The organism is Thioalkalivibrio sulfidiphilus (assembly GCF_000377945.1).
GTDB lineage: Bacteria > Pseudomonadota > Gammaproteobacteria > Ectothiorhodospirales > Ectothiorhodospiraceae > Thioalkalivibrio_A > Thioalkalivibrio_A sulfidiphilus_A.
Window position 1 is genome coordinate 1 of record NZ_KB898950.1, and the last position, 14570, is coordinate 14570.

A 14570-nucleotide genomic window follows, 5' to 3' on the forward strand; every position below is an offset into this window, starting at 1 on the left:
GCTCACTTCAGCCGGCTTGACGTAGTGTCGGCTACGCCGGCGCCGTCTTCCGCTCCGCGCGCCCCGTCACAGCGGCATCTCGACGCCCTCGCTACGAACGGTGGTGAGATATGCGGGCAGTGTATGACCCAGCCGCCGTCCGACGTACATTCACGAACCGCGGCCCCAGACTCAGGACCATTTCCTGCGTGTCTCCATGTTCCCTTGTCAACTGATGGCCTGCAGGCCCGGGGTCAGGTGGGCAGGTACGCCACCAGTGTAACGCTCCAGCCATGCCTGGATTTCATCGAAGGCAACCGGCCGGCACAGGTGGTAACCCTGGGCATAATCGCAGCCCAGGGCGGCCAGCAGGGTCATCACCTCGCCGGTCTCCACGCCCTCGGCCACCACCTTGTAGCCCAGGTTGTGAGCGAGGTCGATGGTGGAGCGCACGATGATGGCATCGTTCTCGTCTTCGAGCATTTCCATCACGAAGGAGCGGTCGATCTTCAGGGTATCCACGGGCAGCAGCTTCAGGTAGCTCAGGGAGGAGAAACCGGTGCCGTAGTCATCGATGGACAGCGCCACGCCCATTTCACTGAGCACATTGAGGAGTTCACGGGCGTGCACCGGATCGTTCATCATGGCGCTCTCGGTGATTTCCAGGCACAGCGAGAACGCCGGCAGTTCACACTGCCGCAAGGCATCGCTCACCACCTCCGGCAGGTGGGGATCCTGAAGATTCCAGGCGGAGAGATTGACGGAGAGCGTCAGGTCAGGGTGCTGCTTGAGCAGCTGGCGGAACTGGCACAGGGCGGTCACCAGGACCCAGCGGGTCAGCGGTCCGATCAATCCCGTGTGTTCCGCCATGCGGATGATCTCGTCCGGCGGGATGGGGCCATGCACCGGATGCTGCCAGCGCAGCAGCGCCTCCATGCCGGCGGCATTGCCGGACGGCAGGGCCGCCAGGGGCTGATAGTGGATGCAGAGATTGCGTGGATTCTGCAGTTCCTGGTGCAGTTCACCCACCAGGGACAGGCGGTCCGCACGGTTCTCGTCCTGTTCCGGACTGTAGATGCAGCTCCCCAGGCCCTGATGCTTGGCCGCGTACATGGCGATGTCGGCGCGGCGCATGAGGCTGCTGGCGTCGTTGCCGTGCTCCGGATACAGCGCGATGCCGATGCTGGTGCCTACATACACGTTCTGGTGTTCGATGGTGAAAACGCCGCTGATCGCCTGGTGGATCTTGCCGGCAAACTCCAGGGCACTGGCGCCATCGGTATTGAGCGCCAGGATGGCGAATTCGTCACCACCCAGACGCGCGACGGTATCCGATCCGCGCAGGCTGGTGCGCAGCCTCCGTGCAACCTGCTGCAGCAGCTTGTCTCCCACGGGATGCCCCAGGGCATCGTTGACCTCCTTGAATCGATCCAGGTCCAGCAGCAGCACGGCCAGCTGGCCCCCGTTGCGCTCCATCAGCTGGATGGCCTGTTCCAGGCGGTCGTTGAGCAGGACCCGGTTGGGCAGGCGGGTGAGCGCGTCATGCAGGGCCTGGTGCTCCAGCGCCTTCTGACGATGATGGATCTGGCGCTGCATGGTGTTGAAGGCGTGCATCAGCTGCTGGATCTCCTGGCTGCTGTGGTTGGCTGTGCCGGGCAACTGGTGACCGCCATCCTCGGTCAAAGAACGAGCAATGCCGTGAATGGGGGTCAGCACGGAGCGGTCCAGCATCAGATAGACCAGCAGCAGGAACAGCAGGCTGAGCCCGGTGAGGGCCCAGAGCTGGTAGGCGGTCTGGTGGGCTGCCGTTTCCAGGGAGGTGGTGTTGTAGGCCGACCAGTCCAGGATGGCGGTTTCCACCGCCGAGAGCATGTCGAAGACCTCCTGCTGGGCGGGGCGCACGGCCACATTCAAGTACTCGGTGTCGGCCCGCCAGATCTCCGACCGGCGGATCTCACGGGCGGTCTCCCAGCTTTCCATCCACTCCTGTGCCGCCGTGCGCATGACCTCCACGGCGTGCTCGGACTCGAGGCCCAGTTCACCGCGGCTGCGCCGGGACTCCAGGCGCCCGATGCGTTCCATGATCACCGGATAGAGAATCTCGATGTTCTGTTCCTGTTCCTCGATGCTGGTCTCGCTGAGACCCGCGTAACGGATCATGCCGGCGCGGAAGTTGAGAATCATGCGCCGCCACAGGTCACGCACCTCATCGAATTCGCCAAAGAGTTCTGATGCGTAGCTCCTGCCATCGATCTCGGCAATCTCCAGCAGCGCCAGATCGGCCGCGGATTCGAAATTGATGTTGGGGATAAGGAGTCTTTCGGTGAGGAAAGGCAGCAGGGGGTAGACCCAGTCAGGGTCTCGGCGCTGTTCGATCAGGCGCAGGACCTCGATGTTGAGATCGGACAGCCGGACATGAAGCGCATCGATGCGTGCGGAGAGTTCAGGTTCCTGGATATCCGGGTCGCGCCTGAGCAGGTCCAGGCTGTCCCGTGCCTTGAGCATCTGCCCGGTGATCTCCTCCTCATGCTCGGGCATGGGTGAGATCAGCATGGCATTGAGGGTGTTGTCCGCGATCCACACGGCGTTGCGGATCTCATCCAGTGCGGCCCTGGCACGGTTGCTCAGTTCAAGGGCAGCGGTGTTGTCCTGGATGGCCACGCGGGTATACCAGCCGGCCAGCAGTGCACCGCTGAGCAGGACGGTCGCCACGAGCGCGGAAAGCAGCGCATACCGGCTGCGCAGGCTGGGCAGCCGGGTAGACTTGTGAGTGGATCTTGCGCCTTGTTTCATCCGCTATCCATGTCTGCACTGGACGGTCTTATTGTTGTCTGTGGCGTCGCCGGCCTGCTCATCCAGACAGTCAACACCCCGTGGATACTCCTCGCTGTATCGGCAGATGCCGGGAAACCCTTGAATATTCCCTCAACGCTACTCGGGTATGCCAACACTGGAGTATCAGCCTTGGCTTAAAGACCAGCATGAGGCGAAGGACAGCAGGAGGGTTTTTCCCGACAGGTGGAGGGCCTTACAAAGAAAAAGGCCCTGACCATCCCTGGCAGGGTGTGCACTGACAGCTGTGGATCGATCAAGAGTTGGAGAGTGGTTTGATGTCGAGCACAGCCTTTTCAAAATGCTGTCTCGCCTGCTGGAGTTTCTCTGTGTATTTGCCGTTTCGTGGCGTCAGGGCTAGATAGTCACGAAGTATCAGTTCCGTTCGCGCGGCCTTATAACCCCGCAGGTACGGTCGTACCTGTTCAAGCAGCCGGAGCGCCTGTCTGTTGTAGACGGCGTAGGTGTAGCTGGGTGAGTGGTGGGTCTGTGCAACCCGTTTTCGCGTGATCTTGCCGACCCCGAGGGTTTGTTTGACGAAGTCCAACAGATTCTGCTCGGTGCTGCTGATGGTCACCGCGAGCTGGCGGTTTTCGTTGCGGTGTTTCCGGGTGAGGGTGACCGTGCCTTCTCCATCAATCAGTCCAGCGATGTAGGCGGCGTCCACCTCGGGCAGCTTTTCCAGACTCATCCCTGTCACTCATTCGTCCGTGGCTGGCTGGCCTGAGTATAGCCCCAAGAAAAAAGCCCTGACCGTTACCGGTCAGGGCTTTTAGTGATGGTGGAGGCGGCGGGACAGTGATCCATATCTTTCGATATGGGCTGGACTATACCTTCATCCTGTTGCCAGGATGCGGGGCGTGTTATTCACGGTATGGTTTTCCGTGAATCCTAGTGCCGGCTCTGTTCCCATGAACTCAGCCGGTCTATGAGTCTCTACAGGGCAGGCCTGAGGTTAGCCCTCTTCCTACCCCTCGGTGTTGCCGTAGCAGGTTGCCCTGCCGTAGGGTCCACCGATGTGAGCCCCGTTTTCACTCTACCCTTACGGGTAGAGGCGACCATTGTGTTAATCGAACCCGCGTCCGCAGGACCTACATCCTTGGATACTACATGCTTAGTGCCGTCATTTGATTTTACGTTTGAGTCTCCGACGGACAGGATACCCAGACGCGATCCCGATTGGATTTAACGGTTAAGACCCGGGCGAGTCCGCTCCGCGAGCTTGTGTGCGATGACCTTCAAGTAGGACCCACAAGCAAGTCCAGTCGAAGGTCTAGCTGGTTTTACGCAGCCAGAGCGTAGTTGTCGTCGTTGGCAACTATAGCGTAACAGCTGGTTTTACGAGGGAAGCTGTCTCCTCGGCATGCACCTCGGGTTTCGCGAACCACGTCGAAGCCAGGTCGCCCCCATTTTTGGTACTGAACAATAAGACACACATGATCCGCGGAAGTTCCCCCTTCGGCATCGCTTCCGACGGTGCCGCGGACAGGCCTTTACAGTATCATAGTCGGCCTTCCTTCACAGCACTTTACCGGGGTCTGCGATGCTGTTTCTGCCTGGGGCGCCCGCCCTGTCCGATTTCCGTCTGGAGCGCCTGCTGGGTCAGCTCCGGGAGACCGAACCCACGATCCAGGGGCTGGACGCCCGGTTCGTCTATTTCGTGGATCTGGACAGGGCCCTGACCACGGCAGAGCAGGCGATTCTCGAGGCCCTGCTGGAGACGGCGGGCACAGCCCCTGCGGAGACGGCGGACTTCCTGGTGGTGCCACGCCTGGGCACCGTCTCCCCCTGGTCCAGCAAGGCCACCGACATCGCCCATCACTGCGGCCTGGACGGCGCCGTGCGGCGCATCGAGCGGGGCATCAGTTACCGCCTCGAGGCCGACAAGACGTTGGACATCCCCGGCCGGCGGCGCCTGGCCGGTCTGCTGCACGACCGCATGACCGAGACCGTCCTCCTGGATCCTGCCGAGGCGGATCGCCTGTTCGTGCACCATGAGCCCGCTCCGGTGACGGTGATCGAGCTGGGCGACGACGCCCGGGGCGCCCTCGAGCGGGCCAACGCCGAGATGGGGCTGGCCCTGTCCGGTGAGGAGATCGACTACCTGGCGGAGGCCTACGGCGCCCTGGGGCGGGCACCCACGGATGTGGAACTGATGATGTTCGCCCAGGCCAACTCCGAGCACTGCCGGCACAAGATCTTCAACGCGGACTGGGTGATCGACGGCGAGGCGAAGGAGAAGTCCCTGTTCGCCATGATCCGCAACACCTATCACCACGCACCCCAGGGCATCCTGTCCGCCTACCGTGACAATGCCGCCGCCATGGAAGGGGCCCGGGGCCGGCGTTTCATGCCGGATCCGGAGTCGGGCGAGTACCGGGCGGAGGAGATGGACCTGCCCATCATCATGAAGGTGGAGACCCACAACCACCCCACCGCCATCTCGCCCTTCCCGGGGGCCGCCACCGGCGCCGGCGGCGAGATCCGCGACGAGGGGGCCACGGGACGGGGCTCCAAGCCCAAGGCGGGGCTCACGGGCTTCTCGGTCTCCAACCTGCGCATCCCGGGCTTCGAGCAGCCCTGGGAGACGGACCACGGGAAGCCCGGGCGCATCGAGAGCGCCCTGCGCATCATGCTGGACGGGCCCATCGGCGCGGCGGCCTTCAACAACGAGTTCGGCCGTCCCGCCCTGGCCGGGTATTTCCGCACCTTCGAGGAGCGGGTGCCGGGCCCCGGTGGTGAACAGCTGCGGGGCTATCACAAGCCCATCATGATCGCCGGCGGCCTGGGCAGCATGCGCCCGGAACACGTGGAGAAGCTGGGGCTGCCCGAGGGCACGCCGGTGGTGGTGCTGGGCGGTCCGGCCATGCTCATCGGCCTGGGCGGTGGCGCGGCCTCGTCGGTGGCCAGCGGCGAGAGCGCGGAGGACCTGGACTTCGCCTCGGTGCAGCGGGGCAACCCGGAGATGGAACGCCGCTGCCAGGAGGTGATCGATCGCTGCACCGCCATGGGTGAGGCCAATCCCATCCTGTCCATCCACGACGTGGGCGCGGGTGGCCTGTCCAACGCGGTGCCGGAGATCCTGAACGACGCCGGTCGCGGCGGTGCCATCGAACTGCGCACCGTGCCCTCTGATGAGCCGGGCATGTCGCCCATGGAGATCTGGTGCAACGAGGCCCAGGAACGCTACGTGCTGGCCATCGACCCGGATCGCCTGGAGGTGTTCTCCGCCCTGTGCGAGCGGGAGCGGGCACCGTATGCCGTGATCGGCACCGCCACTGCCGATCAGCGCCTGCTGGTGGGTGACGGGTTGTTTCACAACGAGCCCGTGGACCTGCCCATGGAGGTGCTCCTGGGCAAACCGCCCAAGATGTTGCGCGAGGTCCATCACCAGACCTTCCACAAGCCCGAGTTCGACACCTCGAACGTGGATCTCGTCGACGCGGTGCAGCGTGTGCTGCGTCTGCCCTCGGTGGCCTCCAAGTCCTTCCTCATCACTATCGGTGACCGGAGCATCACCGGCCTGGTGAGCCGGGACCAGATGGTGGGTCCCTGGCAGGTGCCGGTGGCGGACGTGGCGGTCACCGCCACGGACCTGTTCGGCCACACCGGCGAGGCCATGGCCATGGGCGAACGCGCCCCCATCGCCCTGGTGCACCCCGCCGCCTCCGGTCGCATGGCCATCGGCGAGACCGTGACCAACCTGATGGCTGCCGACATCGGTGCCATCGGCAATATCCGCCTGTCCGCCAACTGGATGGCCGCCGCCGGTCATCCCGGCGAGGATGCGGCCCTGTTCGACACGGTGAAGGCGGTGGGCGAGGAACTGTGTCCGCGCCTTGGCCTCGCCATCCCCGTGGGCAAGGACTCGCTGTCGATGAAGACCGTGTGGAAGGACGCGGGCGGCGAGCAGGTGATGACCGCGCCGGTGTCCCTGATCGTCACCGGCTTCGCCCCGGTGGAGGACATCCGTCGGACCCGTACGCCCCAGCTGCGCACCGACCTGGGGGATACCGACCTGATCCTCATCGACCTGGGCAAGGGCCACAACCGCCTGGCGGGTTCGGCGCTCGCCCAGGTGTACAAGCAGGTGGGCCACCACGCCCCGGACCTGGACGACCCGGACATGCTCAAGCGCTGCTTCGCGGCCGTCCAGGAACTCAATCGCGAGGGGAGGGTACTGGCCCTGCATGACCGCTCCGACGGCGGCCTCATGGCCACGCTCTGCGAGATGGCCTTCGCCGGACACACCGGCGTGACCGTGCACCTGGACGACCTGGGACCGGACCCGGTGGCAGCCCTGTTCAGCGAGGAGCTGGGCATTCTCCTGCAGGTGCGTCACGAAGACACCGAGGAGGTGCTCTCGGCCCTGCGGGAGGCGGAGCTGGGTCATCACAGCCACGTGATCGGCAACCTCAACGGCGAGGATCGCATCGAGTTCTGCCGCGGCCGCCAGGTGCTGTACGGCGCCGCGCGTGCCGAGTTGCAGGCGGTCTGGTCCGAGACCAGTTACCGGATGCAGGCGCTGCGTGACAACCCGGACTGCGCCCGGGAGGAGTTCGAGCGCATCAGCGACGCCACAGACCCGGGCCTGTCCCCGGTGCTGGGCTTCGATCCGGAGGAGGACGTGGCCGCGCCCTTCATCAACACGGGCAGCCGCCCCCGGGTGGCCATCCTGCGCGAGCAGGGGGTGAACGGCCAGATCGAGATGGCCGCCGCCTTCGACCGGGCCGGTTTCGCCAGCGTCGACGTGCACATGACCGACATTCTGTCCGGCCGCCTGGACCTGTCCGGCTTCCGGGGCCTGGCCGCCTGCGGCGGCTTCTCCTACGGCGACGTGCTGGGTGCGGGTGGTGGCTGGGCGCGCTCCATCCTGTTCAACCCCCGTGCCCGGGAGGTGTTCCAGGCCTTCTTCGAGCGGGATGACAGCTTCGCTCTCGGGGTTTGCAACGGCTGCCAGATGCTCTCCCAGCTCAAGGACCTGATCCCCGGCGCCGCCCACTGGCCGCGCTTCCTGCGCAACCGTTCCGAACAGTTCGAGGCGCGCCTGTCCCTGGTGGAGGTGAGCGAGAGCCCGTCCATCCTGCTGGAGGGCATGGCGGGCTCAAGACTGCCGGTGGCCGTGGCCCACGGCGAGGGCAGGGTGGTGTTCGAGAGCGGAGGAGATCCGGCGGATGCGCCGGGCGTTGCGCTGCGTTACGTGGACAACCGCGGACAAGTCACCGAGCACTACCCCGAGAACCCCAACGGTTCCCCCCAGGGCATCACCGGCCTGACCACCCGGGACGGGCGTGTCACCATCATGATGCCCCATCCAGAACGGGTGTTCCGCACCGTGCAGCATTCCTGGCATCCGCCCCAGTGGGGCGAGACAGGTCCGTGGCTGCGGCTGTTCAGGAATGCCCGGAAATGGGTCTCCTGAAGTCGCGTCCTGAAGTCGGAAGTGGGAATTGGGAAGTGCGAAGCTACAAAAAAAGCGGGCCCAACGGCCCGCTTTTTTGATCCAACTTCCTGATTCGGACTTCCGACATCTTAGAAGTCCAGCTCGGTGGGTCCGTAGCTGTCCTCGCCGAAGGCGTCTTCCAGTTGCCGGCGCAGGGCGCGGCGTTCCAGGTAAAGCTCCAGGGAGCGTCGTGCGCCCGGGCGGCTTTTGGCGGTCTGATCCTGCTTCCATTCAGGACTGTCCATCTCTTCGTCCAGAGTCAGGATGTCTTCGGCCCGTGCCATGTGCGGAGGTCTCCAGGTTGGGGCGCCAATGTTTCATTGACGTTTCACGACGCCCTTATACCGCTGTGCAAAAAATCTGCAACAAGATTTTTTTTATGGATCCTCCAAAGTTCCATTGATGGATTTGCCATGAGGAAACCAAACGACACCAGCGGTATCCAAGCACAGACGAGCGGTCATTTCGCCCTGTCGATCCGGAGCCTGCCATGCTGATCCGAGTGCCTTCGCGCTACACCCCGCGCCCCTCCGAAATCACACCGCCGGAGGTCTATCGTGACCGGCGAAGGTTTCTGCAGATGGGCCTGGCCGCCGGCCTTGGCCTGAGTGTCGGCGCGTTGCACGGACCTGCGCGGTCGAGCACGACACGCCCCCTGGCATTTACGGCCGGCCCCTTCGGTACCGACGAGCCACTGACGCCACGCCAGGACGTGACCACCTACAACAACTTCTACGAACTGGGCACCGGCAAGTCGGACCCTTCACGCAACGCCGAGCGACTGGTCACCGAACCCTGGACCGTCACCGTGGACGGCCACTGCCTGAACCCCGGCCGTTACCCGTTGGAGGACTTCCTCAAGCCCCACGCCCTGGAGGAGCGCATCTACCGCATGCGCTGTGTGGAGGGCTGGTCGATGGTGATCCCCTGGGTGGGCTTCGAGCTGAACCGCATCATCGAACAGGCGGAGCCCACCAGACGGGCAAAGTACGTGGCCTTCACCACCATTCTGGATCCGGCGAATCTGCCAGGCCAGCGCCTGCGGGTGCTTGACTGGCCCTACGTGGAAGGCCTGCGTCTGGATGAGGCCATGCATCCCCTGACCATCCTGGCCGTGGGCCTCTACGGCGAGACCCTGCCCAACCAGAACGGCGCGCCCCTGCGCCTGGTGGTGCCCTGGAAGTACGGTTTCAAGAGCATCAAGTCCATCGTGCACATCCGTTTCACCGAACAGGAACCACCCACCAGCTGGAACAAGGCCACGCCCCGGGAATACGGCTTCTACTCCAACGTGAACCCGGATGTGGCCCATCCCCGCTGGAGCCAGCGCACCGAGCGTCGCATCGGTGATCTGCGCCGGCGGCCGACGCTCATGTTTAACGGCTACGCCGAAGAGGTGGGTCACCTGTATGCCGGGATGGACCTGAGGAAATTCTTCTGAGCCGGGTTAAGCCAGTAGGCCGGACAAAGCGCAGCGGTGTCCGGCATGAGTTGCCCGATACCGCTTGCGCTCTATCGGGCCTACGGAGCTTGCGCGATGGTCTCGTTATTCCAAGGCCGGTTGATAAAGGGCTCAAGGCTGCGGTTTTCATCCTCTGCCTGCTGCCCCTGGGGATGTTGAGCATACAGGCCCTGGGCGGCCTGGGCGGGCTTGGCACCAACCCCATCGAGTACCTCACCCACGAGACCGGTATCTGGGCCCTGCGCCTGCTGTGTCTGACCCTGCTCATGACACCGCTTCGACGCATGACCGGCTGGTCATGGCCCATGCGGCTGAGGCGCATGCTGGGCCTGTTTGCCTTCTTCTACGCCTGCCTGCACCTGTCCATCTGGATCGGCCTGGACCTGTTCTTCGACTGGGCGCTGATCTGGGACGATGTGTTGAACCGCCCCTATATCACCCTGGGCTTTACCGCCTGGCTGCTGCTCCTGCCGCTGGCCGTCACCTCCACGGACGCCATGATGCGCAGGCTCAAGCGTCGCTGGGTTCAGTTGCACCGGCTGGTCTACCCGGCGGCGATCCTGGCCGTGCTGCACCTCTGGTGGCTGACCCGGGCGGACTACCGGGAGCCGATGCTCTATGGGGTCATCCTGGCGGTTCTGCTCGGCTGGCGGGTGATCCAGCGCTGGCCGTGGAAGGCGTGGTCAGGGTCGGCCCGCAGGTTGGGGTGAGCGCAGCGAAGCCCAACGTAGTGAGGGGTGAGGGGTGAGGGGTGAGGGGGTAAATGGCAAAGATTGATTTTGGGGACTAACCCCTCACGCCTCACACCCCACCCCTCACCTCAATGTTGGGCTTCGCCTTGCTCACCCCAACCTACCGTGTGATGGGGCGGGGGCGTAGGAGGCCCGACCCCGGGCCGAATAGCGGTGTCTGCCGGGCCACCGCTATTCGCGACGAAGTCGTCGCGCCTACCCAGGCTCAATCCATGACCACCACCGCACGACCGCGGACCTGGCCCATGAGGATTTTTTCCGCATAGTCGGGCAGATCTTCCAGGCGGATCTCCGTGGTCATGGCATCGAGACGACTGGCATCCAGCAGGCCGGTGAGCCGTTCCCAGGCCAGCACCCGGGTGTCGTGGTCGCACATCACGGAATCGATCCCCAGCAGCTTCACGCCGCGCAGCAGGAAGGGCAGCACCGTGGTGTTCAGTCCCGGGCCTCCGGCCAGGCCGCAGGCAGCCACGGAACTCCCGTAGCGCATCTCGGCCAGCACGTGGGCCAGCATGTCGCCGCCCACGGCATCCACGCAGCCGGCCCAGCGTTCGCTCAACAGGGGCTTGTCCGGTGCGCCGGCCAGTTCCTCGCGGGGCACGATGGTGGTGGCACCCAGGGACTTGAGATAGTCCGCGTTGTCCGGGCGTCCGGTGACTGCGGCCACCGAGTAGCCCAGCCGGCCGAGCAGCGAGATGGCAACGCTGCCCACGCCACCGGAGGCACCGGTGACCAGCACCTCGCCATCCTCCGGGCTCAGTCGATGGTCTTCCAGGGCCTGCACGGCCAGCATGGCGGTGAAACCCGCCGTGCCTACGGCCATGGCCTGCTTCGCCGTCAGCCCCTCGGGCAGCGGCACCAGCCAGTCGGCCTTGACCCGGGCCTTCTGGGCGTAGCCGCCCCAGTGCGCCTCGCCCACGCGCCAGCCAGTCAGCACCACGGCGTCGCCTGGCTTGTAGCGAGGGTCACTGGAGGCCTCGACGGTGCCGGCGAAGTCGATGCCCGGCACGTGGGGATAGTGGCGCACCAACCGGCCCAGCCCCTTGAGGATCATGCCGTCCTTGTAGTTGAGTCCCGAATGGGACACGCGTACCAGTACCTCCCCCTCGGGGAGATCGGTCGTGTTCAGTTCCTTGATGTGGATGCTGGGTGCCTTGTCGGCCGCTTCGAGGACAAGGGCCTTGAAGGTGTCGGACATGGAGTGCTCCTTAACTGGATTGTATTGTCATGATACCTCTGTGACCGCTGTGGTTATTACGCCGGTTAGAGCATTTTTGCCACAGAGGTCACAGAGAAGAAAAGCCTGCTTCGCTGAGCTGCATCGGCTCGGTTCGAGGTATGAGGTCAGTTTCGTAGGTCGGGCTTCAGCCCGACAGCAATGCCTGACGAAGCCACCGCTTGTCGGGCTGAAGCCCGACGGTTGCGCGTGGGCTCGGCGATCCTGCCGCGAAAGCCGTTGCTTCATCCACCGGCGGGCTGTTCGGCCCGGGGTCGGGCCTCCTACGCGGTGCCCATCTCCTTGTCCAGCCAGACGCCGAGGCCCTGGACGTTCAGGCCCACGTCCGGCCCGAGCAGCCGGGTCATGTCCGCCTTGGGCAGCGTGCAGCCGTGGGCACGGGCACGCTGCAGCAGCAGGGTCATCATCTCGCGGCAGAGCTTCGCGTGGCGGGCTGTGCCCGCATGGGCATGCTCCCGCGCCATGGCCACAAAGGCGTCGATCAACTGGTGCATGTCCGCCTGCAGGCGGGGCAGGTCGCCCACCCGGCTGTAGTGGGTGAGGTACATGTAGGACAGCCCCTGACCCATCAGTCGGTCCACGGAGGCGTGCAGCGCGTCCGGGTCGAACTGGACGGGCGTGGTCGTGGGAAACACGAACGGACCGTTTTCGGTGTCGAACTCCCGGTAGGACAGGCCGAAGGTGTCACCGGAAAAGATGCCGTCGCCGGTCTTGTCCACCACGCAGAAATGGTGCCGCGCGTGGCCAGGTGTGTCCAGAAAGCGCAAGGGCCGGCCGTTGAAATCCAGCTCGAATCCGTCGTTTGCCTCGATGATCCGGTCCTCGGGCACGGGAATGACCCGGCCGAACAGGCGTTCCATCTGCGTCTCGCCATACACGGCGGTGGCCCCCGCATTGAGTTTCGAGGGGTCGATCATGTGCCGGGCGCCACGGGGGTGGATCACCAGGCGGGCATTGGGCAGGTGCTGCATCAGCGCGCCCGCGCCGCCGGCATGGTCCAGGTGCACGTGGGTAGGGATCACGTAGTCCACGTTCTCCCGGGGGATGCCCTTGAGATCCAGTACCTCCAAAAGTCCCGGCACGGAATGGGCGGTACCCGTCTCTATGAACGCCGCCCGATCGCCCTGGACCACCAGGTAGGTGGACACCTGGCCCTGGCGATAGAGCTGGGCATCGATCATGGTGATGCCGTGGCCGAGATCTTCGTAATGTACGTTGGTCATGTGGGTTACCTTCGAAGAGCCAGGATTGCCGCAGAGACGCGGAGGCGCAGAGGGACAAGGGATCTGACAGGATTTACATGATTAACAGGATTGAATCAAAGAAAAATGGATTTCTGAGAATCCTGTTAATCCTGTCAAATTGATCTTTCTCTGCGCCTCCGCGTCTCTGCGGCAAAAGATCTCAAATCAAGAACAGATCCATGAATTCGTGCACCGGGGTCGCCGCGAGACGCTTCGGATCCTTGCACAGGTCGTAGATGCGCGCGGCCTGGCCCCGGGGGAAACGGGTGCGCAGGGCGTCGCGGAACTTGTTTTCCAGGACAGGTATGCCCTCGGCGCGGCGGCGGCGGTGGCCGATGGGATATTCCACCTCCACCTTCTCGGTGCTGCTGCCGTCCTTGAAGAAGACCTGCACGGCGTTGGCGATGGAGCGCTTGTCCGGGTCGTGGTAGTCCTTTGAGTAACGCGGATCTTCCACCACGCGCATCTTTTCGCGCAAGGCGTCGATACGCGGGTCGGCGGCCACCTCGTCCTCGTAGTGGCGGGCGGTGAGTTCGCCGAAGATCAGGGGCACGGCCACCATGTACTGCAGGCAGTGGTCCCGGTCCGCCGGGTTGTGCAGGGGACCGTCCTTGCTGATGATGCGCACCGCGGATTCCTGGGTGCTCAGTTCGATGCGATCAATCTGGTCGAGGCGGTCCTTCACCTGGTCGTGCAACTGCATGGCGCATTCCACCGCCGTCTGGGCGTGGAACTCGGCGGGGAAGCTGATCTTGAACAGCACGTTCTCCATCACGTAGCTGCCGTAGTCACGCTGGAAGCGGAACTTCTCGCCCTTGAACAGCACGTCATAGAAGCCCCAGCGGGGCGCGGACAGCACGCTGGGCAAGCCCATCTCGCCCTTCATCACCATCAGCGCCAGTCGCACCGCGCGGCCGCAGGCATCGCCCGCCGCCCAGGACTTGCGTGAGCCGGTATTGGGCGCGTGGCGATAGGTGCGCAGTGCCTGGCCGTCCACCCAGGCCTGGGACAGGGCATCGATTACCTGTTCACGGCTGGCGCCCAGCATGTGGGCGGCCACCGCCGCCGAGGCCACCTTCACCAGAACCACGTGGTCCAGGCCTACACGGTTGAAGCTGTTCTCCAATGCCAGCACACCCTGGATCTCGTGGGCCTTGATCATGTAACGCAGCACGTCGTCGATGTTCATGGGCTTCTTGCCCTCGGCCACCGCCTTGCGACTCAGGTGATCGGCCAGGCCCAGGATGGTGCCCAGGTTGTCCGAGGGGTGGCCCCATTCCGCGGCCAGCCAGGTGTCGTTGAAGTCCAGCCAGCGCACCATGGCGCCGATGTTGAAGGCGGCCTGGATGGGGTCGAGCTGAAACTGGGTACCGGGGATGCGGCTGCCATTGGGCACCACGGTGCCCGGGACCACGGGCCCCAGGTGCTTGGTGCATTCCGGGTACTGCAGTGCCAGCATGGCGCAGCCCAGGGAATCCATCAGGCAGTTGCGGGCCGTGTCCAGGGCCTCGGCGGAATCGATGGGGTAGTCGCAGACGTAGTCCGCGATGGCTTTCAGTTCCGGATCGGGTTCGGGGCGGACGTTGGTGTCGGCGATGTGGTGACTCATTGGTTGCTCCGC

Annotated in this window: 9 protein-coding genes and 1 other RNA gene; 3 read left to right on the plus strand and 7 right to left on the minus strand. The window is 64.4% G+C overall.

Features of this window, described 5'->3' with window-relative positions; all coding sequences use genetic code 11:
• Positions 1–207 precede the first annotated feature (207 nt).
• From D580_RS0111670 to ssrA, 3 genes are all read right to left on the minus strand, one after another.
• Positions 208–2772: a putative bifunctional diguanylate cyclase/phosphodiesterase gene (locus D580_RS0111670; protein WP_026289937.1), complete on the minus strand. Its 2565-nt coding sequence runs from the start codon at positions 2770–2772 to the stop codon at positions 208–210.
• Between the two features lie 295 nt (positions 2773–3067).
• Positions 3068–3502, minus strand: coding sequence for an LAGLIDADG family homing endonuclease (locus tag D580_RS0111675; RefSeq protein WP_018954563.1), 435 nt, complete (start codon positions 3500–3502; stop codon positions 3068–3070).
• A 355-nt stretch (positions 3503–3857) separates the two neighbouring features.
• Positions 3858–4219: a transfer-messenger RNA gene (gene ssrA / locus D580_RS16295) on the minus strand.
• Between the two features lie 135 nt (positions 4220–4354).
• On the opposite strand from ssrA, the gene purL reads away from it, so the two are divergent.
• Entirely contained in the window at positions 4355–8233 is a 3879-nt protein-coding gene (gene purL / locus D580_RS0111680; protein WP_018954564.1) for a phosphoribosylformylglycinamidine synthase, read from the plus strand.
• A gap of 110 nt (positions 8234–8343) precedes the next feature.
• On the opposite strand, the gene D580_RS0111685 is transcribed toward purL, so the two are convergent.
• Positions 8344–8538 (minus strand): PA3496 family putative envelope integrity protein, encoded by a 195-nt coding sequence (locus tag D580_RS0111685; protein WP_018954565.1) that lies wholly within the window; start codon positions 8536–8538, stop codon positions 8344–8346.
• Between the two features lie 206 nt (positions 8539–8744).
• Here D580_RS0111685 and msrP point away from each other — a divergent pair, with 206 nt between their 5' ends.
• Together msrP and D580_RS15500 are read left to right on the plus strand one after the other, a co-directional pair.
• Positions 8745–9695: a protein-methionine-sulfoxide reductase catalytic subunit MsrP gene (msrP, locus tag D580_RS0111690; RefSeq protein WP_026289938.1), complete on the plus strand. Its 951-nt coding sequence runs from the start codon at positions 8745–8747 to the stop codon at positions 9693–9695.
• Between the two features lie 173 nt (positions 9696–9868).
• A complete protein-coding gene (locus tag D580_RS15500; protein ID WP_018954567.1) occupies positions 9869–10426 on the plus strand; it encodes a sulfite oxidase heme-binding subunit YedZ in 558 nt (185 codons plus the stop codon).
• 247 nt (positions 10427–10673) lie between these two features.
• Here D580_RS15500 and D580_RS0111700 read toward each other — a convergent pair whose 3' ends face one another.
• The 3 genes from D580_RS0111700 to D580_RS0111710 all read right to left on the minus strand — a co-directional run bounded on the left by D580_RS0111700 (position 10674) and on the right by D580_RS0111710 (position 14558).
• Positions 10674–11666, minus strand: coding sequence for an MDR family oxidoreductase (locus D580_RS0111700; protein ID WP_018954568.1), 993 nt, complete (start codon positions 11664–11666; stop codon positions 10674–10676).
• 302 nt (positions 11667–11968) lie between these two features.
• The gene (locus tag D580_RS0111705; protein ID WP_018954569.1) at positions 11969–12928 is read right to left on the minus strand and encodes an MBL fold metallo-hydrolase; all 960 of its coding nucleotides are present in this window, start codon (positions 12926–12928) and stop codon (positions 11969–11971) included.
• A 181-nt stretch (positions 12929–13109) separates the two neighbouring features.
• Positions 13110–14558, minus strand: a complete 1449-nt coding sequence (locus D580_RS0111710) for a bifunctional 2-methylcitrate dehydratase/aconitate hydratase (RefSeq protein WP_018954570.1) — start codon at positions 14556–14558, stop codon at positions 13110–13112.
• Positions 14559–14570: the final 12 nt, after the last annotated feature.

What these genes read in the sequence shown, in the direction of transcription:
- D580_RS0111670 (WP_026289937.1), bottom strand. Translation starts at nt 2,772, where the DNA reads ATGAAACAAGGCGCAAGATCCACTCACAAGTCTACCCGGCTGCCCAGC.
- D580_RS0111675 (WP_018954563.1), bottom strand. Translation starts at nt 3,502, where the DNA reads ATGAGTCTGGAAAAGCTGCCCGAGGTGGACGCCGCCTACATCGCTGGA.
- purL (WP_018954564.1), top strand. Translation starts at nt 4,355, where the DNA reads ATGCTGTTTCTGCCTGGGGCGCCCGCCCTGTCCGATTTCCGTCTGGAG.
- D580_RS0111685 (WP_018954565.1), bottom strand. Translation starts at nt 8,538, where the DNA reads ATGGCACGGGCCGAAGACATCCTGACTCTGGACGAAGAGATGGACAGT.
- msrP (WP_026289938.1), top strand. Translation starts at nt 8,745, where the DNA reads ATGCTGATCCGAGTGCCTTCGCGCTACACCCCGCGCCCCTCCGAAATC.
- D580_RS15500 (WP_018954567.1), top strand. Translation starts at nt 9,869, where the DNA reads ATGTTGAGCATACAGGCCCTGGGCGGCCTGGGCGGGCTTGGCACCAAC.
- D580_RS0111700 (WP_018954568.1), bottom strand. Translation starts at nt 11,666, where the DNA reads ATGTCCGACACCTTCAAGGCCCTTGTCCTCGAAGCGGCCGACAAGGCA.
- D580_RS0111705 (WP_018954569.1), bottom strand. Translation starts at nt 12,928, where the DNA reads ATGACCAACGTACATTACGAAGATCTCGGCCACGGCATCACCATGATC.
- D580_RS0111710 (WP_018954570.1), bottom strand. Translation starts at nt 14,558, where the DNA reads ATGAGTCACCACATCGCCGACACCAACGTCCGCCCCGAACCCGATCCG.